General features: G+C 72.2%; 17 protein-coding genes and 2 pseudogenes. 7 read left to right on the forward strand and 12 right to left on the reverse strand.

Going from position 1 to position 19314, the window contains the following annotated elements; genetic code table 11:
* Nucleotides 1–839, reverse strand: a pseudogene (locus A3IC_RS0129125) (peptidase M28); the annotation flags it as partial.
* A gap of 312 nt (nucleotides 840–1151) precedes the next feature.
* Nucleotides 1152–2579 carry a helix-turn-helix domain-containing protein gene (locus tag A3IC_RS57150; protein ID WP_245599629.1) on the reverse strand — a complete coding sequence of 476 codons (1428 nt, stop codon included), beginning with the start codon at nucleotides 2577–2579 and terminating at the stop codon, nucleotides 1152–1154.
* A gap of 284 nt (nucleotides 2580–2863) precedes the next feature.
* Here A3IC_RS57150 and A3IC_RS57155 point away from each other — a divergent pair, with 284 nt between their 5' ends.
* On the forward strand, nucleotides 2864–3121 hold the full coding sequence (locus A3IC_RS57155) for an SCO5918 family protein (RefSeq protein WP_020553605.1): 258 nt from the start codon (nucleotides 2864–2866) through the stop codon (nucleotides 3119–3121).
* 168 nt (nucleotides 3122–3289) lie between these two features.
* Here A3IC_RS57155 and A3IC_RS0129140 read toward each other — a convergent pair whose 3' ends face one another.
* Complete coding sequence (locus A3IC_RS0129140; protein WP_040877339.1) at nucleotides 3290–3784, reverse strand: winged helix-turn-helix transcriptional regulator; 495 nt, start codon at nucleotides 3782–3784, stop codon at nucleotides 3290–3292.
* 110 nt (nucleotides 3785–3894) lie between these two features.
* Here A3IC_RS0129140 and A3IC_RS57160 point away from each other — a divergent pair, with 110 nt between their 5' ends.
* Nucleotides 3895–5409: an MFS transporter gene (locus tag A3IC_RS57160; RefSeq protein ID WP_020553607.1), complete on the forward strand. Its 1515-nt coding sequence runs from the start codon at nucleotides 3895–3897 to the stop codon at nucleotides 5407–5409.
* A 118-nt stretch (nucleotides 5410–5527) separates the two neighbouring features.
* On the opposite strand, the gene A3IC_RS0129150 is transcribed toward A3IC_RS57160, so the two are convergent.
* The 3 genes and pseudogenes from A3IC_RS0129150 to A3IC_RS0129160 form a co-directional block, all read right to left on the reverse strand.
* A complete protein-coding gene (locus A3IC_RS0129150; protein ID WP_020553608.1) occupies nucleotides 5528–6124 on the reverse strand; it encodes an HhH-GPD-type base excision DNA repair protein in 597 nt (198 codons plus the stop codon).
* 110 nt (nucleotides 6125–6234) lie between these two features.
* A pseudogene (locus A3IC_RS66905) lies at nucleotides 6235–6489 on the reverse strand (response regulator transcription factor); the annotation flags it as partial.
* An 80-nt stretch (nucleotides 6490–6569) separates the two neighbouring features.
* Complete coding sequence (locus tag A3IC_RS0129160; RefSeq protein WP_020553610.1) at nucleotides 6570–7391, reverse strand: serine hydrolase; 822 nt, start codon at nucleotides 7389–7391, stop codon at nucleotides 6570–6572.
* 185 nt (nucleotides 7392–7576) lie between these two features.
* Between A3IC_RS0129160 and A3IC_RS0129165 the strand changes: the two genes are divergently transcribed.
* Together A3IC_RS0129165 and A3IC_RS57170 are read left to right on the forward strand one after the other, a co-directional pair.
* Nucleotides 7577–8377, forward strand: coding sequence for a DUF5984 family protein (locus A3IC_RS0129165; RefSeq protein WP_020553611.1), 801 nt, complete (start codon nucleotides 7577–7579; stop codon nucleotides 8375–8377).
* Nucleotides 8378–8782: 405 nt separating this feature from the next.
* Complete coding sequence (locus A3IC_RS57170; protein WP_245599631.1) at nucleotides 8783–9889, forward strand: nucleotidyl transferase AbiEii/AbiGii toxin family protein; 1107 nt, start codon at nucleotides 8783–8785, stop codon at nucleotides 9887–9889.
* An 87-nt stretch (nucleotides 9890–9976) separates the two neighbouring features.
* Here A3IC_RS57170 and A3IC_RS0129175 read toward each other — a convergent pair whose 3' ends face one another.
* Nucleotides 9977–11659 carry an AMP-binding protein gene (locus A3IC_RS0129175; RefSeq protein WP_020553613.1) on the reverse strand — a complete coding sequence of 561 codons (1683 nt, stop codon included), beginning with the start codon at nucleotides 11657–11659 and terminating at the stop codon, nucleotides 9977–9979.
* 298 nt (nucleotides 11660–11957) lie between these two features.
* Between A3IC_RS0129175 and A3IC_RS0129180 the strand changes: the two genes are divergently transcribed.
* The 3 genes from A3IC_RS0129180 to mtnC all read left to right on the forward strand — a co-directional run bounded on the left by A3IC_RS0129180 (nucleotide 11958) and on the right by mtnC (nucleotide 14452).
* Nucleotides 11958–12839, forward strand: a complete 882-nt coding sequence (locus A3IC_RS0129180) for a LuxR C-terminal-related transcriptional regulator (protein ID WP_020553614.1) — start codon at nucleotides 11958–11960, stop codon at nucleotides 12837–12839.
* A gap of 285 nt (nucleotides 12840–13124) precedes the next feature.
* Entirely contained in the window at nucleotides 13125–13706 is a 582-nt protein-coding gene (locus A3IC_RS0129185) for a 1,2-dihydroxy-3-keto-5-methylthiopentene dioxygenase (protein ID WP_020553615.1), read from the forward strand.
* Complete coding sequence (gene mtnC, locus A3IC_RS0129190) at nucleotides 13703–14452, forward strand: acireductone synthase (protein WP_020553616.1); 750 nt, start codon at nucleotides 13703–13705, stop codon at nucleotides 14450–14452. The genes A3IC_RS0129185 and mtnC overlap by 4 nt, the downstream gene beginning before the upstream one ends.
* Before the next feature lie 169 nt (nucleotides 14453–14621).
* On the opposite strand, the gene A3IC_RS0129195 is transcribed toward mtnC, so the two are convergent.
* The 5 genes from A3IC_RS0129195 to A3IC_RS0129215 all read right to left on the reverse strand — a co-directional run bounded on the left by A3IC_RS0129195 (nucleotide 14622) and on the right by A3IC_RS0129215 (nucleotide 19313).
* Complete coding sequence (locus tag A3IC_RS0129195) at nucleotides 14622–15407, reverse strand: ferredoxin reductase (protein WP_020553617.1); 786 nt, start codon at nucleotides 15405–15407, stop codon at nucleotides 14622–14624.
* 7 nt (nucleotides 15408–15414) lie between these two features.
* Nucleotides 15415–16029 carry a sulfite oxidase-like oxidoreductase gene (locus A3IC_RS0129200; protein ID WP_020553618.1) on the reverse strand — a complete coding sequence of 205 codons (615 nt, stop codon included), beginning with the start codon at nucleotides 16027–16029 and terminating at the stop codon, nucleotides 15415–15417.
* Between the two features lie 100 nt (nucleotides 16030–16129).
* Nucleotides 16130–17560 (reverse strand): amidohydrolase family protein, encoded by a 1431-nt coding sequence (locus A3IC_RS0129205; protein WP_020553619.1) that lies wholly within the window; start codon nucleotides 17558–17560, stop codon nucleotides 16130–16132.
* The gene (locus A3IC_RS0129210) at nucleotides 17557–18345 is read right to left on the reverse strand and encodes a nucleoside phosphorylase (protein WP_020553620.1); all 789 of its coding nucleotides are present in this window, start codon (nucleotides 18343–18345) and stop codon (nucleotides 17557–17559) included. Before A3IC_RS0129210 ends, A3IC_RS0129205 begins: the two co-directional genes overlap by 4 nt.
* Nucleotides 18342–19313 carry an ABC transporter permease gene (locus tag A3IC_RS0129215; RefSeq protein ID WP_040877340.1) on the reverse strand — a complete coding sequence of 324 codons (972 nt, stop codon included), beginning with the start codon at nucleotides 19311–19313 and terminating at the stop codon, nucleotides 18342–18344. Before A3IC_RS0129215 ends, A3IC_RS0129210 begins: the two co-directional genes overlap by 4 nt.
* Nucleotide 19314: the final 1 nt, after the last annotated feature.

Raw genomic sequence — 19314 nt, forward strand, 5'->3', positions numbered from 1 at the left:
CCGAGCCAGTCGCGGAGCATGTTCCATTCCTTCTGCGCCGCCCACATGACGTCGGCGCAGCCGGTCTCCTTGCTGGACGCCTGGCCGTTGCCCCACGAGTCGCTGGACTTCGTGAAGACCTGGCCGGTGCTGTAGTCCGCGCAGGTCAGACCGGGACGATTCGGGTCGCGCAACGAGAAGGAACTGCCCGAGCCGGTGGTGTCGATGGTGAGCGGGTTGGGGCCGTTCCACTGGCTGTTGCCGCTGCCGGCCCGGACGTCGTCGTAGCTGTCGAGCACCGCTCCGGTGCTCGCGTCGACGAACACGTGCAACCTGCTGGGCGCGGTGTCGGTACGACCGATCAGCACGGTCTCCCAGGCCAGCGCGCTCTTGTCGTCCTTGACCCGGACGACCAGNCGATGCGAGTCGACCTTGTCCACGACCGGGAGCTTGGCCTTGGACGTGGCCTCGGCGGCGCCGGCCGTGACGGTCGGCTGGGTGGTGACCGATATGCGCGCTTCGGTGGAGGACTGGGTCGCCCGCACCCGGCCCTTCCCGTCGGCCAGTACCACGGCGTCCCCGCCGACGACCGGGAGGCCGCGGTAGGTGCGCTGGTACGCGACCGAGAACAGGTCGGCGACCCACGGGGTCACGACCTGGCGTTCGTACTGCTCGTCGGGCCCCTTGGCGAGACTGTCCAGGCCGCTTGCGGCCGCCCGGTCGGCGGCGGATACCGCGAGTGCCTGGGAGTTGGCGGGGGGAGGGGAGGGGTCGGCGGCGGCCGAGGGTCCGGCCGCGCCGATTGCCAAACCGGCGAGCATGGCCAGGACGGTCCCGGCCGTGGTCGTTCTGCGATTCATCGAGGCTCCTTGGGTGGAAGGCAGACCTCGACCACGACGCCGGCATGCGCCGCGTACGCCTCGTGAGCGACGCGGGCGACCGTGCAGGCCGGGTTCGTGCCCGAGCGAGCGAAACACTCACACGGGGTTGGGGACTTGGTGAAGTGATCGGCAACGGCCGGCAAATTCTGGCAAACGCCAAGCAGACCCCGGGAGTCGCGGGAGTGCCGGGTCAACCGATCGGGCGGCCCTTCGCTGAATTCCGGTGCCTGTTCCGGGGTTTGTCCGACCGCATTTCGACAGAGAGGGGCGGGAGTCGCGCCGACCCGCCTCTCAGTGACCGGGCATCTGCTCCAACAGGTCGCGGACCTCGGGCAGATCGCTCCAATGCCGGCTCAGACGCCGGCGCAGACTCATCAGTTCCCGATTCGTGGTGGCCGTGCCCAGGCCCGCCGCCTCGTGCACCACCGGCGCGGCGGCGAGCACCGCCGCGTCCGGTTGGCCGGCGCACGCGAGCGCGTCCGCGAGGCGCACCGTGAGCAACACCCGCGCCGGTCGCATCGACACCGGCAACAGGTCGAGCGCCGCCTGTACCGACCGGACCGCCGAGCGCGCCGAGGGGAGGTCGCCGGTGCGCGCGGCCAGGTCGCGCAGCGCGCCGCCGATGGTGGCCTCCATCCGCAGCCGGCCGGCCAGCCCGGTCAACCACGGCGCCTCGGCCCGGTCGCGTTCGTCGAAGCGGTTCACCTGTCGATGCGCGGTGGTGATGCGCCGGCGACACTCGGCGATGTCGCCGTCGAGCGCGTGGCCGCGCGCCTGGTACAGCTGGGCCAGCGTGGTGATCCAGGCCCGGCCGGGGTCCACCGCTTCCAGGGCGCGGGCATAGGCCAGCGCCGCCGCCGCGTCGCCGTCCAGACGGGCCAGCGAGCACACGTCGCCGAGCAACGACGCGCGGGCGCCCGGGCTCTCGCACACGTCGGCCCAGTTGAGCCCGCGGTCGTACCAGGCCATGCCGATCACGCTCTGCCCCTGCTGCATCCGGAACCGACCGGCCAACTGGGCGTAGTCGGCGGCCAGGCGCAACTGCGCGTGCGGCGAGCGGCCGTGCGCGTTGAGCGATTCGGCCCAACTGACGATCCGGCGCAGCACGTACTCGACCGAGCCGACCAGCCCGGTGGTGGCGCCGCCGTGCAGACCGGCCTGGGTGTAGCCGCCGAGCAGGGCGGTGAGCACGTGTACGACGTCCGGATCGACGCCCGCGGGGTTGTTCCCGTCGATAGCGCCCAGGATGGTGAGCGCGTCGGCGTACGGCGGCACCTCGCACTCGTGGCAGCCGTCCTTGCCGTGCAGCGGGCAGGGCAGCCCGTGGTACGGCAACCGGTCGGGCCAGAACCGGTCGGCCAGCGGCGCGAGGCCGGCGGGCGCCTCGCCGCCGGGAATCACCGAGAAGTGGGTGCGGTGCAGAGCGGGCGGCGGAATCGATCGGCTCGTCAACAGCGCGGACAGGTCCCCGCCGGTGTCCAGGAGATCGTCGAGTCGGCGCGGTAGACCGGCGGGCGGCTCGCGCAGGCCGGCCTCCAGCTTGCTGATCAGGCTGTGGTGGTAGCCGACCCGTAGCCCGAGCTGCTGCTGCGTCATTCCCGCGAGGCGGCGCCGGGTCCGCAGGGTGCGGCCGAACTCCGCCCACAACGGTGTCGACGCGACCTTTAGCGGTGGGGACGCGACCTTTGTGGTGACGGGCGCGTTCGGGAGCCTGTTCACGTTCGTCCTCCCCGAGTAACTCCGGATGGTCGACGGTTGGTCACTGCCCGGAGCAGGGTGACAGACGACGGTGGGGGTTGTCTGCGGTGGAACGAGTCATTCCGCTTTTGCCGGACGGGTGCCGGATGGGGGTACGCGGCTGGAACCCGACCTGACACGATGTGACATATCACCCCGCATTACCCGGCTCGACCTCGGACGGCGGTCGTGGACTGTGCTTGCGGCCGGGACTGCGCGAGACTTGCCATACCGGTAGCACTCACCCCTTCCTTTGCTGAGGCAATATGCGCTGCACGATCGCTGGCCAGTCCTTCCACCTGCAGATGAACGAGGTGGAGCGCGCGATGAGCGGGGTCAAGCCCGACCCGATCACCGGCGAATCGGTCCGTATCGGGCGCCGTACCTATCCGGTCAAGCAGGTGGGATCGGTGGTCACGGGACAACTTCCGCGTGATTTCAGCGCGGCGGAGGTCTCGCGGGCGCTGACGAAGCTCGGGTTCACCGTTTTGCCGGCGGCTCCGCCGGCTCCGCCGGAGCTCTGATCCGGCTCTGATTCGGTTCTGATCCGGCTCCGGTCCTTCGGGGTCTTTCCGGGTCTTTCGGCTCGAATGTCGGCCGGGCGGTGATTGCCCGGCCGGCGCTCGCCGGCTTGTCGGGTGCGCGGCGACTCCAAGGGTTCGCCGACCTCTCGGGTGCCGGGCGGCGTCGCGTCAGGCGCTGGGCGTGGCCCGGCGGGGCAGGCCGTCGAGGAGGCCGCCTCGGGCGCCCGGGCCGGCCGAGGCGCGCAGGTCGTGCGAGGTCAGCGGTTCGCCGCAGTGTGAGCAGACGTGTACGGCCGTGGTGGGTTGGCCGCAGTGGGTGTGCGTGACGATCAGCGGCGGGCCGTCCGGTGCGGCCCATTGGTCGCCCCACTGACGCATCGCGTTGAGTACCGGCCACAATGTGCGGCCCTTGTCGGTCAGTCGGTAGTCGTAGCGCGCCGGCTTGTCCTGGTACGCCTCGCGGATCAGGACGCCGTGCTCGATCAGGTGTTCCAGCCGCTGGGTGAGCACGTTGCGGGAGATGCCCAGCCGCTCGTGGAAGTCGTCGAAGCGGGTCACGCCCAGGAAGGCGTCCCGCACGATCAGCATCGTCCACCACTCTCCGGCCACCTCCAGGAACTGGGCGACCGAGCAGGGCATCTCCTGGAAACTCTTCCGACGCATGGCGCCATCCTAACCGGCGAGTCCTTTTATGGAACTCAGTGAGTTGCATTATAGAACTTAGCGGCTCTACCTTGAGTTTCGTCATAGAACTCAACTGAGGGGACGCCGTCATGGCCAGTACCGATCCGGATCACCCGCCACGCGCCCTCGCCGCAGTCCTGGTCTGCGCGGGCGTCGTGCTCGTCAACCTCGACCTGTTCATCGTCAACGTGGCGATGCCGTCGCTGGCCGAGACCTGGTCGCACGCCTCGCTCGCCGACCTGTCCTGGGTGCTCAACGCCTACACCGTGGTATTCGCCGCGCTCCTGGTCCCGGCCGGCCGACTGTCCGACCGGATCGGTCATCGACGGGCGTTTCTGGCCGGAATCGCGGTGTTCACCGTGGCGTCCGCGCTGTGCGCCGCGTCGCCGACGCTCGCCGTCCTGGTGATCGCCCGCCTCGCCCAGGCGGTCGGCGCCGCGTTGCTGATGCCCGCGTCGCTCGGCCTGCTGCTCACCTCCTATCCGCCCGAACGGCGCGGCGCGGTGATCCGTGCGTGGGCCGCGATCGGCGGACTCGCCGCCGCGCTCGGGCCGATCCTGGGCGGGCTGCTGCTCGAACCCGGTTGGCGCTGGGTCTTCCTGGTCAACCTGCCGATCGGCGTGCTCACGCTGGTACTCGGCGCGCGTCGGCTGCCCGACCCGGCGCCCACCGACCGGGGGCCGCTGCCCGACCTGCTCGGCGCCGCGTTGTTGACCGTGGCGATCGGCGCACTGTCGCTGGGCGTGGTGCGCGCGCCGGACTGGGGCTGGTCGTCCGGTCGTACGCTCGGCGTCTGGGTGCTCACCCTGCTGTTCGTGGCCGGCTTCCTGCTGCGTAACGGGCGCCATCCGCGTCCGGTGGTCGAGGGCGCACTGGTGCGCAACCGCACCTACGCGGTGTCCGGCATCGCCAACATCCTGTTCGGGATCGCGTTCGCCGGGATGCTGATCTCCGGCACGATGTGGATGCAGACCGTGTGGGGCTGGAGCGCGCTGCGCACCGGGCTGGGCACCGTGCCCGGGCCGCTGTGTGTGCCGTTCGTGACCATCGCGGCCGGCCGCTGCGTGGCCCGCTTCGGACCCGGGCCGCTGGTGGTGGTCGGCGGGCTCTCGTTCAGCGCGGGCCTGGGGTGGTGGATCGCGCGGCTCGAACCGCACGCGCACTACGCGAGCGACCTGCTGCCCGGCTCGATCCTCACCGGCATCGGCGTCGGTCTGATCCTGCCCACGTTGATCGCCACCGCGACCGGCGCACTGACCCCGGATCGGTTCGCCACCGGCTCGGGAGTGATCACCATGCTGCGTCAGGTCGGCGCGGCGCTCGGCGTCGCGGTGTTCGTCGCGGCGGTGGGCGCGCCGGCCACGCTCGACGGGTACGACCGGGCCTGGTACATCCTCGGCGCCGCGACCTTGCTCACCGCGGCGGCTGCGCTGTTCTTGCCGCGGCCGGGGCGGGATGCGGGGGCGGGGGCGGTAATGGCCGGGGCTTCGGAGGCTGCCGGGGATTCGGAAGGTTCGCCGGCTTCGGGAGCCTCGGTGCCATCGGCGGCGGGTTCGACGGTGGCCGGGGCGTCCGGGGTGGCGAGGGCGATGCCGGGCTCGTGAGCGGTGGTGGCGGGAAGGCCCCGCCGGGGCGCACGGCTCGGGAGCCCGGGGCCCGGGGCCGGCTTGGTGATGTCGTGGCCGGGAAGCGGTGGAGGGCCCGGCCGCGGCATCGGGTCGGTCAGGAGTCCTTCGCCGCCTTGGCGGCCTTTGCCGCGCGCTTGGCCTCCTGCTTGTGGGCCCGGACCTTGGCCAACGACTCGGGGCCGGTGATGTCGGCCACCGACCGATGCGAGCCGACCTCGCCGTAGCCGCCGGCGGCCTCGCGCCAACCCTTCGGAGCCACGCCGTACTGCTTGCCGAGCAGGGCCAGGAAGATCTGCGCCTTCTGCTTCCCGAAGCCGGGCAACTCCTGGAGACGCCTGAGCAACTCCGTGCCGGTCGCCGCGTCGGCCCACACGGCGCTCGCCTCGCCGTCGTAGTGCTCGACCAGGTACCGGCACAACTGCTGCACACGGTTCGCCATCGACCCGGGGTAACGGTGTACGGCGGGCTTGGTGGACAGGAGTTCGGCGAACCCGTCCGGGTCGTACTCGGCGATCTCGTGTGCGTCCAGGTCGGTGCGGCCCAGGCGTTGAGCGATCGTGTACGGGCCGGCGAAGGCCCATTCCATCGGGATCTGCTGATCCAGGAGCATGCCGACCAGCGCCGCCAACGCACTGCGTCCGAGCAATTCGTCCGCCTCGGCCTGCTGGGCGAGGTGCACCTTCGTATTCATCCCTCGATGATCTCCCGCCGGGCGCCGGACGCGCACTCGGACTCGCCGATGCCGCCCCGAGCGGGGTTCGCGCGCGCGGCGGGCCCGCGGGCGCCGTGCCGCCGGTGGGTTCAGTGGCTGCCGGCGCGCGGTACGACCAGGCCCGACTCGTACGCGATGACCACCGCCTGGACCCGGTCGCGCAGGCCCAGTCGGCGCAACACCCGGCTCACGTGCGACTTGACCGTCTCCTCGCCGACCACCAGGCGCGCGGCGATCTCCGCGTTCGACAGGCCCTCGGCGACCAGGCGCAGCACGTCGACCTCCCGGGGAGTGAGGTCGGCCAGACCCGGCGGGGCCGGTCGCGGTCGCAGGCGGGTGAACTCGCCGCGGCGGCACTGGCTCTGGGCATGTCGCGGTTCGCACGGCGGGACGCGTGAGGGTGGGAAGTGGCGGCCGGTCGGGCTCAGTTCGGGGTGTTCGGCGTGCCGGTCACGGTGGCGGTGGCTGCCCGGGCCACCGTTTCGAGTTGGGTGATGCCGGTGGGCATGGATTGTTGGTTGTCGGAGAGGACGGCGATCAGGAGGGGGCGGCCGGCGTGGGTGATGTGGGCGATGCTGTTGATCACCCACAGGCCGGTGGCGTCCCGGGGGAGCCAGCCGTTTTTGAGGGCCGGGGTGGTGCCGGAGTCGGCGGCGGCGGATACGCCCCAGGTCTGGCCGGCTTCGACGGCAGTCATCAGGTCGGCCAGGTAGGCGCGGGAGGCGGCGTCGAGTGGGGAGCCGCCGACGGTGATCGCGTCGAGCAGGCGGACCTGGTCGGCGGCGGTGGTTCGGGTCAAGCCCCAGGAGCGGCCGGTCGGTTCGGTGTCGGTCAGGCCCAGGGCGCTGTTGGCGGTGCGGAGGCCGGCGGCGCCGCCGATGGCGGACCACAGGGTGTCGGCGGCGTCGTTGTCGCTGTGTTCGATCATGGCGGCCGCGGTGGATCGTTCGGTGGTGGTCAGGGTGCGGTGTTCCTGTTGGGCCTGGAGGAGGAGCGCGGCCAGGATGTCCACCTTCACGATGCTGGCGGTGACGTGGAAGCGGTCCGCGTTGTAGCCGACGAGACGGCCGTCGCTCGGCCGGAGGATGGCCACCGACAGGTTGCCGGTGATCCCGGGCAGTGCGGCGGCGAGGGCGGATGCGGCCGAGGCATCGGCGATGGCCGGGTGGACGGCGGGCCGCGGGTCGGCGCCACGGGCGACGTCGGTGCGGGCGTCGGTCGAGGTGGGGGTGTCCGACGGTGGCAAGGCGGGCTCCGGGCTCTCGGGCGGTGCGGCCGTCGCGGTCGGCGCGGCGCGGAACGAGGCCGGCTCGGCGCGGTTGATGGAGACGGCCGGCCACAGCAGCGTCGCACAGTGGAGTCCAGGGGAGTCCGGACGCGGCCGGGGCTGCTGCCGGTGGGTGGTGGCGGGGGGCCTGGGAGACTCGCCGGATGTTGCGCTTTCGGTTCGTGCTGCGCCCGGTGACGGCGGTCCGGGTCTGGGGTGAGGATGCGCCTCGGTTGGGCTGGTTCATCCTGACGGACGGCTGGTACTCGATCGAACTGGGTGGCCACGAGCTGCTGCGCTACGCGGACGGCACACCGGGCCCGCAGGCGTCGGCGGCCGGGTGTGCCGAGGCGGGGGCGCCGCCCTGGGTCGACTACCACGTGGTCCGGTTGTGGGAGGACGTGGTCGACCTGATGCCGCGCGTCCTGGAGCCGGTGCCGCCGGATCTGCTCGACTTCGTGGCGGGCGGGCAACCGGACGCGACCCGGCCCGCTGCGCCGGAGGTCGAGGCCGCGAGGTCCTGGCACGCGGGTCACGCGTTGCACATGGGCCACCTGAGCGCGTCGCCGGACATCCGGTTCCGGCGCACGCTCTCGGGCGGCGCCGACACCATGACCGTCACCTGGGCGCATCCCGCCGACCCGGACGACGACGACCCGATCGTGTTCACCGCCCCGCCGACCGGCCGGGTCACCCTCTCGACCGAGGCGTTCGTCGCCGCCGTGACCGCATTCGACCGTGAGCTGTTGGCCGCGATGGAGGAGCGGGTCGCCGGTTTCGAGGCGGTCGGCCCGCCCGCCGGGATCGACCTCGACCTGCGGCTGCTACGCCACGAACAGCACGACCGCGCGACGTGGTTGGACCGAGCGATGGCCCGCGGCGCCGAGACCGATTGGCCCGCCGTACGAGCGGGCGCCGCCGTGCTGCTCGGGCCGGCGGGCGAGTCGGCGCACTCGCCCGGGTGATGTCGACGCCGGGCTCAGGGCCGACGCGCGCTCCGGCCCACTCGCAGGACGCGCGAGCGGACGACGACGATGTGCCGGGCATACGGCCCTCTTCGACCCGCAATCTACTCGAGAGTAATGTCTGCCTTCCGGAAAATCACACCGCGTGCCCGGCATGATCGGACCATGCCCCGTCCCGCTGTACCACCTCGCCGATCGACCACTGACGCTTCGGCTGCCGCCGACGTTGCCTGGGCGGCCTTCCCGCGGGGACCCTGGCCCGCCGGTGATCGCCTGCCACAGGCCACGCCGAGCGAGGCCCGTCGCGCGCACCTGGAACTACCGCGCTCGCTCGCCGTCGTACCCGGCGCAGGTGTCGCTCAGAGTCCTGTGTTCGACCCGGCGCTCACGCACTATGCGCGAGCGGTGCGCGCCGGTGAGCCTCGATTCGAGGACGCGGCGGCGGAGGCACGGTGGCATCGGGCGCGCCGAGCGGTCGTGGACCACGTGCTGGAGGCGGTTGCCGGGTCCCGGTGGGTGGACGATCTCGTCTTGCGCGGAAGCGTGTTGCTGAAGGCGTGGTACGGGTCCGTCGCCCGCGAGCCCGGTGACCTGGACTTCGTGGTGACACCGAGTGGATGGGACGTCGGCGACGGCAGGACCGAGCGGATGTTCGTCGACATCGCGCGGCGCGCCGAGCACTCTTCCGCCGCCGACGGCGGGCCCTACGACGTGCGGGTCGTGTCGACGCTCGCGTTGAGCGACGAGATCTGGACCTACGACCGGGTTCCGGGACGGCGGCTGGTGCTGCCGTGGCGGGCCGACGGGGTGCCGGCAGGCACGGTGCAACTGGACTTCGTGTTCGGTGAACAGCTGCCTTCCGAACCCGAGCCGACCGAGATTCCCCGCTCGGACGGGAGCGGGTCGCACCTGCTGCTCGGCGTCACACCGGGACAGTCCCTGGCGTGGAAACTGCTGTGGTTGGTCGACGACATCCATCCGCAAGGCAAGGACCTCTACGACGCGGTCCTGCTCGCGGAGAACACTTCGCTGGGCGTGCCTTTGTTGCGGGCGACCTTCATGGCAAGCGATCCCTCCCATGGAAGCCGGCCGTTCACCGCGGACTCGCTTGCGGCTCGCGTGGATCTTCGCGAGTTCCACAAGGAGTACCCGGAGTTGCCCGGTGCGGATCTCGAGGCACGGCTGCTGCGTGCGCTCGCGCCGACCTTTGCGGCAGCGGCGGGGGTCGGCGCGAACGGGTATCAGCGGGCCGTACTGCGGCTCGCTCCGTGGATCGCCCGGTACGGCCCGTTTCGGGATCGGCCGCAGGTGCTGTTGGCCAGGCTCGGCGCGGACTCGTGGCACCTGGACGCGGCCGTGGTGGTGTACCGCGAGGTGGTCGGCCGTGGGACGTGCGACATCGCCGAGGCGGCGCGGATCGTGGCCGAGTACCGCGATGTGAGTGGTGCGTATGACGGTTACTACGCCCGGAATCCGCATCTGATCGGCGAGGCGATCGAGCGGCTGCGGTGAGGATGGGTCCGGCCGAGGTCGGGGCCGCCTCGCCGACCCGTTTCGGGTAGTTGCTTTGCGCCGCACCTGCCCTTCCGGGGGAGGGGGTCAGGTCGGTTGCTGGTTCAGCAGTTCGACGGAGCGCTCGCGCATTTCGATTTTGCGGATCTTGCCGGTCACCGTCATGGGGAAGGTGTCGACGAGGTGGACGTAGCGGGGGATCTTGTAGTGGGCGAGGCGGCCCGTGCAGAAGTCGCGGAGATCGGTCGCGGTGAGTTCTGCGGCGTCGGGGCGGAGTTTGATCCAGGCCATCAGTTCCTCGCCGTAGCGCTCGTCGGGTACGCCGACGATCTGGACGTCCTCGATGTCGGGGTGGCCGTACAGGAACTCCTCGATCTCGCGTGGATAGACGTTCTCGCCGCCTCGGATCACCATGTCCTTGATCCGGCCGACGATCGAGACGTAGCCGTCCGCGTCCATCGTGGCCAGGTCGCCCGTGTGCATCCAGCCGTCCGCGTCGATCACCTCGGCGGTGCGCTCGGGGTCTCGCCAGTAACCGAGCATCACCGAGTAGCCCCGGGTGCAGAATTCGCCGGGGGTGCCCTCGGGCACGGTCGTGCCGGTGGTCGGGTCGATCACCTTGATCTCCAGGTGCGGGTGCACTCGGCCGACCGTGCCGACGCGGCGCTCCAGCGAGTCGTCGCGGCGGGTCTGGGTGGACACCGGCGAGGTCTCGGTCATGCCGTAACAGATGGTCACCTCGGTCATGCCCATCCGGTCGATGACCCGCTTCATCACCTCGACCGGGCACGGTGAGCCCGCCATCACGCCGGTGCGCAGCGTGGAGAGGTCGTACTTGCCCGCCTCGAAGTCGGGCAGCGCGAGTTCGGCGATGAACATGGTCGGGACGCCGTACAGGACCGTGCAGCGTTCCTCGTGTACGGCGCGCAGCGTGGCGGCCGGGTCGAACAGCGCGGCCGGGACGACCATGCACGCGCCGTGGCTGGTCGCGCCGAGGTTGCCCATCACCATGCCGAAGCAGTGGTAGAAGGGCACCGGCAGGCACACCCGGTCGGCGGCCGTCCAGCCCTGGGTCTCCGCCACCTGGAAGCCGTTGCCCAGGATGTTGCGGTGCGAGAGGGTCGCGCCCTTGGGGAAGCCGGTGGTGCCGGAGGTGTACTGGATGTTGATCGGATCCTCGGGACGCAGCGTGGCCTCGCGGGCGCGCAACCGCTCGACCGAGACCGTGCCGCCTTCGGCGACCAGCGCCGGCCAGTCCGGGGTGTCGATGTGTACGACGCGGTCCAGGTCGGGGCAGGCGGGGCGGACCTCGGTGACCATCGCCGGGTAGTCGCTGGTCTTCACGCGCGACGCGGCGAACAGCAGTTTGGTGCCGGATTGGGTCAGCGCGTACTCGATTTCGTGCACCCGGTAGGCCGGGTTGAGGTTGACCAGGATCGCGCCGACCCGGGCGGAGGCGTACTGGACGAGGGTCCACTCGGCGCAGTTGGGCGACCAGATGCCGACCCGGTCGCCCGCCTCGACGCCGATGCCGATGAGAGCGCGGGCGAGGTCGTCGACGGCGGCGTCGAATTCGGCGTACGTCCAGCGCCGGCCGCTCGCGCACTCGACGAGGGCGTCGTGGTCGGGGTAGGTGGCGGCGATCCGGGCCAGGTTGGCGCCGATGGTCTCGTGCGGGAGCGGCGGCGTGCGCTCGCCCTGGCGGGTGGCGAGGCGATTCGGGGCCGGGACGTCCTCGGGCTGCGGGAACGGGGGCGGGGAAGCGGTCATCGCGGGTCACCTGCCTGGTCGGGATGCGGGGGGTGCCGTGGGCGCGAGGGGGTGGTGCTGCGGTGTTGCGTCGCGGCGCTGCCGCGTTGCTGTCGCGACGGTAGGTGGGGATGGACGGAGGCGGCGAGCGGTGTACCCCCGAATGGGGGTGATGCGACGCGGAGCCCGGCAGTACGTTGCCCTTGCGCCGGAGGCGTGCGGCTCGTGGCGGGTGGAGGCGAGCCGAACCCCCGGGTCGGTCCCGGGCTGATCCCGGGTCGGTCCCGGGCCGGGCACAGGCCGGACGTACGGAGGAAGCATGAGCGGGTACGCGGGCTCGGTCGGCGATTCGGTGGGTCGGGCGGTCGAGCGGTTCCGGGCGCGGACCGGGGTGGACGTCGCGTTCGCCGGTCCGTGTCCCGATGCGGGGGATCGGCTGGTGATCTCGTATCTGAGCGGGACCTCGACGCGCGTGCTCGCGGGGCTCACGGTGGTGGCGGGGACCGGGGTCGGCGGCAAGGCGATCGCCACCCGGCGGCCGGTTCGGGTGGTCGACTATGTCGCGGCGTCGGCGATCAGCCACGAGTACGACCGCGCGGTCACCACGGAGGGGGTACGGGCGGTGTTCGCGGTGCCGGTGCTTGCGGGGCGCGGGGTGGCGGCGGTGCTGTACGGGGCGCTGCGGCGGCCGTCGGACTTCGGTGACGGGATCCTGACGTCGGCCTGTGACGCCGCGCGGGATGCCGGGCGGGAGATCGCGGTTGCCCGTGAGGTCGAGCAACGTATGGCGCAGGCGGCGGAGTTGCCGGGGTGGGCCGCGTTGGAGATCCGGCTGGCGTATGCCGATTTGTTGGCGCTGGCCGGGGCCGCGACGGATCCCGGGCTGGGGGAGCGGTTGCGGGAGGTGTGCGGGCGGCTGGCGCGGACGGCGGGGGCGGGCGCGGACACCTCCGGTGGGCTTGCGGATGAGGCCCGTGGGGTGGGGAGGGGGCGGACGGTGCGGATGGTGCGGTTGACGCCTCGGGAGACGGATGTGTTGGCGTTGGTCGCGGTGGGGCGGACCAATGCGGAGGTGGGGCAGGCGCTCGGGCTGGGGGCGGAGACGGTGAAGAGTTACCTGCGGGCGGCGATGCGGAAATTGGGGGCGCACAATCGGGTCGAGGCGGTTGTCGCGGCGCGCGCGGGTGGGTATTTGCCGTAGTCGCGGGTCGGCCTTGGGGCGTGGCTGAGCGGTCCTCGAACGCCGGACGGGTTGTGGACGCCGGCCTGCGGCCTGGCTTGTCCTCAAACGCCGGACGGGCTGGATGGTGCCGGACGGGCTGGAGGGTGTCGGGCGGGCCGGGTTGCCTTGTCCTCGGGCGCCGGATGGCTGTGGGTGTCTCGGGGGGTGGGCTTGGGGGTGGGTGGGTTGGGGGGAGACGGTAGTTTTGGGGGTGATCCGTTGCTTGGGGGGTCCGCCCCGATTCAGTTGCCGAGGAGGGACGTCATGTCCTTGCTGACCGTTTGGCCCGAGACCGACGCCGCCGAGTTGATTCTGCGTACCTCGGACCCGGTCGAGATCGCCGCCGCGTTGGAGCCGATCGGTGTGCGGTTCGAGCGCTGGACGGCCGATGTCGAGCTGCCCGACGGCGCGACGCAGGACGAGGTGATCGCGGCGTACCGGACCGAGGTGGACCGGATCACCGCCGCCGAGGGCTACATCCAGGTCGACGTGATTCGTCTCCAGCCCTCGGACGACCCGGAGTGGCCGGCCAAGGCCGCCGGGGCGCGGGCCAAGTTCCTCACCGAGCACACCCACGACGACGACGAGGTGCGCTTCTTCGTCGAGGGCGCGGGCATCTTCTACCTGCACATCGCCGGCCGCGTACACGCCGTGCTGTGCGAGGCGGGCGACCTGCTCTCGGTACCCAAGGGCATCACCCACTGGTTCGACATGGGTGTCGAGCCCTCGGTCGCCGCGATTCGGTTCTTCCACGACGAGGACGGTTGGATCGGCGACTTCACCGGCGACCCGATCTCCTCCCGCTTCCCGGACTTCGACGAGATCCGGGCCGGGTACGCGGCGTGAGCGACGGTACCTCCCCCGCACCGCTGACGGTCGTCGTCGACATCGAGGGCACCACCAGCGCCACCGGCTTCATCACGGAGCAGCTCTACCCGTACTCCCGCGAGCACTTCGCCCGTTGGCTGGACGAACACGGCGACCACCCGGACGTCGTGCGCGCGGCCGACGGCGTACGGGCACTGATCGGCGAGCCGGACGCGGACACCAAGCGGATCGTCGAGGCGCTCAACGGCTGGCTCGACCGGGACGAGAAGGTCACCCCGCTCAAGGCTCTCCAGGGCCTGATCTGGGCCGAGGGCTTCGCGTCCGGCGAACTGACCTCGCACTTCTACCCGGACGCGATCCCGGCGCTGCGCGCGTGGCACGCGGCGGGGCACCGGCTGTACATCTTCTCGTCCGGCTCGGTCGCCGCGCAGCGCGCGTGGTTCGGCAGTTCGCCGGAGGGTTCGTTGTTGCCGCTGTTCTCCGGCCACTTCGACACCGAGAACGCGGGGCCCAAGCGGGTGGCCGACTCGTACCGCACCATCGCGGCGATGATCGGCGAGCCGCGACCCGAGCGCCTGGTCTTCCTCTCCGACCTGGTCGAGGAGTTGGACGCGGCGCGCGAGGCCGGCTGGTGGACGGTCGGCGTGCGCCGGCCCGACGCGAACGAGCCGTACTACGACCGAGGTGTGGGCGACCACCCGGAGACGGCGACCTTCGCGCGCCTGGACCTGACCGGCGACCGCCCGATCCTGCGCCCGAGCTGAACCCGAGCGCGAGCAGCGAAAAGCGGCCGGTGGAACGGAAGTTCGTACCACCGGCCGCCCGGTCGAAAGCCGTCCGGCAGTCCGGGCGGAAGCCGCCCCCCGGCCGTCCGGGCGGAAGCCGCCTTCACGGGCCACCCCGGCCGAGCCGCTCCGCCCCCGAGTCCCGCCCTCAGCCGAACCGTTCCACCCGGATGCGCGAGCTCGGCACCCCCGCCGCGACCAGCAGCCGCCCCGCGTGCTCGGCGAAGCCGGTCGAGCCGCAGACGAACACCTCGTAGCGCTCGTCCGCGAGCACCGCCGCCGCATGCGGCGCGATCGTCTTCGCGCCGAGCCGGCCCACCGGATGCGGATACCCGCTCGGCGCCGCACGGCTGTACAGCACGGTGTGCTCCTCGCCCGGCAGCGGAGCCAACTCCCGCGCGTACAACAGATCCTCCGGAGTACGCGCGCAGGCCACCAGGCGCAGCGGCACGGTCGACCCGCGCCGGCGCCGGTGCCGGACCATGGCCATCAGCGGGACCAGCCCGGAACCGCCGGCCACCAGCAGTGCCGGCCGGTCGCCGGGCCACGCGAAGAACCCGCCGAGCGGGCCGCGCACCTCCAGGACGTCGCCGACCCGGGCCACGTCGTGCACGAAGCCGGACACCTCGCCGCCCGGCATACGATCGACGGTGAGCTCGATGTGCCCCTCGTCGTCCGGCGCCGAGCCGACCGAGTAGTGGCGCTGCGCGGTGTACCCGTCGGCGGCGGTCAATCGCAGCATGTAGTGCTGACCCGCGACGTGCGCGTGCCACACGGGCAGGGCGAGCCGTACGGTGACCGCGTTGGGCGTCTCCCGGCGCACCTCGACCACGGTCGCCGCCTGCCAGTCCACCTTCCCGCGCAGACTCGGCGCGGCGCGGCCGGGTGCGGCGAAGGCGGGAATCGGCGGCGTGCCCGGCCCGCCGGCCGACATGGTCGTCTCAGTCACCGGAGTACCTCTCCTCCGCCCACGGATCACCGCGGTGGTGATAGCCGTTGACCTCCCAGAAGCCCGGTTCGTCGTGGTCGAGCAGGCGCAGGCCCGCGATCCACTTGACGCTCTTCCAGAAGTACAGGTGCGGCACCAGCAGCCGGGCGGGCCCGCCGTGCGCCGGGGTCAGTGGCGCGCCCTCGAAGTCGAACGCGATCCAGGCCCGGCCGCCGGTCAGGTCGGCGAGCGCGAGGTTGGTGGTGTAGCCGGTGTGCGAGTAGGCCACCGCATGGGTGGCCGTCGACCGCGGGCCCGCCTCGGCCAGGAACGCGTCCAGCGGGACGCCGCCGAAGTCGGTGCTCAGCCTGGACCAGGACGTGACGCAGTGGATCGGCCCGTCGTAGGTCTCGCGGGGCAGCGCGTGGGCCTGCTCCCAGTCCCACGCGCGCGGCCGGTCGACCAGTCCGTCGACCCGGAACGACCAGTCGGCCGCCGCGAGTTCGGGGGTGACCTCGGCGGAGAGCACGGGGAAGTCGTGGCGTGCGTCGTACTGACCCGGAGGCAGGCGCGGGTCGCGCTCGGCGGCCGTGTGCCGACCGACGAAGCCACGCGTGGTGGAACTCATGTCCAGACCTCCCGACTGGTGTCGAGACCTCCATGGCTCACGTCGAGCGTTCCACGGCTCACGTCGAGACCTCCACGGCTCATGTCGAGTGCCCCCTGGCTCATGTCGAGATCCCCGATGCGGACACCCCGGACGCGCCCTCCCGCGAGGGCGCCGATCCGGTGTCGTTCGGGTCGGGAGCGCGACCCGGTCGTCCGGACGGGTTCGGCAGCGTGGCGGCGAGGGCATTCAGGTCCTCGATCGCCGCGCCTTCGTCGATCGTAAGCAGTCGACGGTCGCGCATGACGATTCGGCCGTCGATCACCGTGTCCCGCACGTCGGCGGGACCGGCCGCGTAGGCGAGCATCGACCACGGGTCGTGCCTGGGCGTCAGGTGGGGCCGGTTCAGGTCCAGCACGACCAGGTCGGCCGCCTTGCCGACCTCGATCGACCCGGTCAGCGCGCCGATGCCGATTGCCCGGGCGCCGTCCGCGGTGGCCATCCGGAGCGCGGTGCGGGCCCCGATCAAGGTCGGATCGGGCGCGCCGCCCGGGGTGACCCGGTGCAGGGTCGCGGCGGCGCGGATCGGGCCGAACAGGTCGAGCGTGTTGGCGCTGACCGCGCCGTCGGTGCCCAGGCCCACCGGCACGCCGGCGGCGAGCAATTCGGGCAGCCGGGCCACTCCGGAGGCGAGCTTGAGGTTGGAGACCGGACAGTGCGCCACACCCGCTCCGGACGCCGCGACCAGCGCGATCTCCTCGTCGGTGAGGTGGACCGCGTGCGCCAGCAGCGTGCCCGGGCGCAACAGGCCCAGGTCGTGCAGGAGTTCCACCGGACGGCGGCCGTACCGCTCGCGCACGCCGGCCACCTCGACCGCGTTCTCCGCCGCGTGGATGTGCAGCAACGCGTCGTGTTCGCGGGCCAGTTCGCCGACGGCGAGCAACTGGTCCGGGTTCAGCGTGTAGGTGCTGTGCGGAGTCACGCAGCGGGTCGGCACGGCGTGGGCGGACGCTCGGTCACCCGCCGAGCGGGCGAGCGACTCGGCTGCCCGACGCAGCCGCGCGGCGAAGTCGAGGCCGTCCGGAGGCCCGGGCACGTCCATGAACGTCGGCCCGGTGACCAGCCGAAAGCCCGCCTCGGCGGCGGCCGCGAGCCCCGCCTCGGGGAACCAGTACATGTCCATCGCGGTGGTCACCCCCGCCCGGATCGACTCGGCCAGGGCGAGGCGGACCGCGACGCGCACGACCTCGGCGCTCAGCACCGCGCTCTCGGCGGCCACCAGCCGCTCCAGGAACACCTGGAGGTCGACGTCGTCGGCCCGGCCCCGGAACAGCGTCATCGCCGAATGCGCGTGCGCGTTGACCAGGCCGGGCAACACCAGGCACCCGCGCGCGTCCAGGGTCGGCGCCGCCGGATACCGGGTGCCCAACTCGGTCGCCGAGCCGACCGCGACGATCCGGCCGGCCTCGATCGCCACCGCTCCGTCGGGGATGTACGTGTCGGCGGCGTCCGCCGTGAGCACCGCGCCGCCGGTGACGAGCAGGTCGATCACGCCCGGTCCGCCGCCTCGCCGGCCTCGTCCAGGGCCAGCCGGTACAGCGCGTCCAGCGCCACCACGACGCCGCGCTCGACGCCCTCGGCGACCACCCGTCGGTGCGGGTCGTACGTCGAGCCGCCGGACTCGTCGACCAGGTCGTCGGCCGCGATCCCGTCCACGACCAGCACGCCGCCCGCCCGGTGTCCGCCCAGGGCGGCGAACACCAGCAGCGCGGACAACTCCATCTCGATCGCGAGCACGCCGGCCGCCTGATACGGCTTCATCGGCAGCTCCAGCACGCCCGGCATGAACGCGGCCCGGGTCCACACGATGCCCCGGTGGTACGGCGCGGCGTGCGCGCGGGCCGCGCCGTCGAGCGCGAGGACCACCTCGGGGGTGGCGAAGGCCGGGAACTCGGCCGGGACCAGCTGCTGCGTCACTCCGTCGTCGCGGACCGCGCCGGTGGCCACCACCAGATCGCCGTCGCCCACGCCGCGCGCCATCGCGCCCGCGGTGCCGAGTCGGATGAAGGTACGCACGCCCGCCTCGGCCAGTTCGCCGAACAGGCACACCGCGCCCGGACCGCCCACGCCGTGCGAGGACACCACGATCGGCACGCCGCGCCAGCTGCCCGCGTAGCTGACGTACTCGCGGTTGGCGCCGATCTGCCGCGCGTCGTCCAGCCGTTCGGCGACCAGCGCGGCGCGCGCCGGGTCGCCGACGACCAGCGCGTGCGCGGGCAGGCCGCTGCTGGGGATCTTGGTGATCGGCAGTACGGCCGGACGGGTGGTGCTGCTCATGACTGCGACTCCGAGGTGGTGCGGGCGAATCGGCGAGGACGGGGGATGCGACCGGTGAGCCGGCCCGGGGGCGCGGCCGCGCCGCGGCGGGCGCGTGAGCGGGTGGCCAGGAACAGCGCGACCAGGGTCATCACGTACGGCGCGGCATCGGCGGCCTGCTGCGGCATCCCCTCGCCCTGGAGCCGGAATCCGACCGCTTCGACCAGGCCGAACAGGATGCCCGCGAGCAGCACGCCGATCGGCAGCGCGCGCCCGAGCATCACCGCGACCACGGCGATCCAGCCGCGCCCGGCGGTCATGTTCTCGGAGAACAGGGTCACGTTGCCCAGCGCGAGCTGCGCGCCGGCCAGCCCGCACAGGGCGCCCGAGGTCAGGATCGCGGCGTAGCGGTAGCGGGCGACGCTGACGCCGAGCGACTGGGCGGCCTCCGGCGCCTCGCCCACGCCGCGCAGCCGCACGCCCCAGGGGTGCCGGGACAGCAGTACGGCGATCACCACGACGGCGACCCAGGACAGGTACACCAGCGGTGAGTGGCCGGACAGCGCGCGGCCCAGGAAGGGCACCGACTCCAGGCCGGGGATGTCGACCGGTTGCAGGCCCTTGAGGTCGGGGTCGCCGAAGGTGCCCTGCTTGCCGAAGATCGTGCGCAGCAGGAAGCCGGTCAGTCCGACGGCGAGCAGGTTCAGCGCGATGCACAGCACCACCGCGTCCGCGCCCAGGGTGACCGCGCCGATCGCGAGCAGCAGTGAGAAGACCATCGCGGCGAGCACCGCGGAGATCACGCCGACCCACACGCTGCCGCCGAACCAACTGCCGGTGACGGCCGCGAAGCAGCCGATCAGCATGGTGCCTTCCAGCGACACGTTGAACACGCCGGCGCGTTCGCACAGCGCGCCGCCGAGGGCGGCGAACAGGATCGGGGTGAGCGCGCGCAGCGCGGAGAAGATCAGTTCGGCGTCGAAGGACATG

It is taken from the genome of Embleya scabrispora DSM 41855 (assembly GCF_000372745.1).
In the GTDB taxonomy this organism is placed as follows: Bacteria; Actinomycetota; Actinomycetes; order Streptomycetales; family Streptomycetaceae; genus Embleya; species Embleya scabrispora.

Bases quoted from the DNA above. Each gene is read 5' to 3' on its own strand.
- A3IC_RS57155 (WP_020553605.1), top strand. From the start codon at position 2,864: ATGCGCTGCACGATCGCTGGCCAGTCCTTCCACCTGCAGATGAACGAG.
- A3IC_RS0129140 (WP_040877339.1), bottom strand. From the start codon at position 3,784: ATGCGTCGGAAGAGTTTCCAGGAGATGCCCTGCTCGGTCGCCCAGTTC.
- A3IC_RS57160 (WP_020553607.1), top strand. From the start codon at position 3,895: ATGGCCAGTACCGATCCGGATCACCCGCCACGCGCCCTCGCCGCAGTC.
- A3IC_RS0129150 (WP_020553608.1), bottom strand. From the start codon at position 6,124: ATGAATACGAAGGTGCACCTCGCCCAGCAGGCCGAGGCGGACGAATTG.
- A3IC_RS0129165 (WP_020553611.1), top strand. From the start codon at position 7,577: ATGTTGCGCTTTCGGTTCGTGCTGCGCCCGGTGACGGCGGTCCGGGTC.
- A3IC_RS0129175 (WP_020553613.1), bottom strand. From the start codon at position 11,659: ATGACCGCTTCCCCGCCCCCGTTCCCGCAGCCCGAGGACGTCCCGGCC.
- A3IC_RS0129180 (WP_020553614.1), top strand. From the start codon at position 11,958: ATGAGCGGGTACGCGGGCTCGGTCGGCGATTCGGTGGGTCGGGCGGTC.
- A3IC_RS0129185 (WP_020553615.1), top strand. From the start codon at position 13,125: ATGTCCTTGCTGACCGTTTGGCCCGAGACCGACGCCGCCGAGTTGATT.
- A3IC_RS0129195 (WP_020553617.1), bottom strand. From the start codon at position 15,407: ATGTCGGCCGGCGGGCCGGGCACGCCGCCGATTCCCGCCTTCGCCGCA.
- A3IC_RS0129200 (WP_020553618.1), bottom strand. From the start codon at position 16,029: ATGAGTTCCACCACGCGTGGCTTCGTCGGTCGGCACACGGCCGCCGAG.
- A3IC_RS0129210 (WP_020553620.1), bottom strand. From the start codon at position 18,345: ATGAGCAGCACCACCCGTCCGGCCGTACTGCCGATCACCAAGATCCCC.
- A3IC_RS0129215 (WP_040877340.1), bottom strand. From the start codon at position 19,313: ATGTCCTTCGACGCCGAACTGATCTTCTCCGCGCTGCGCGCGCTCACC.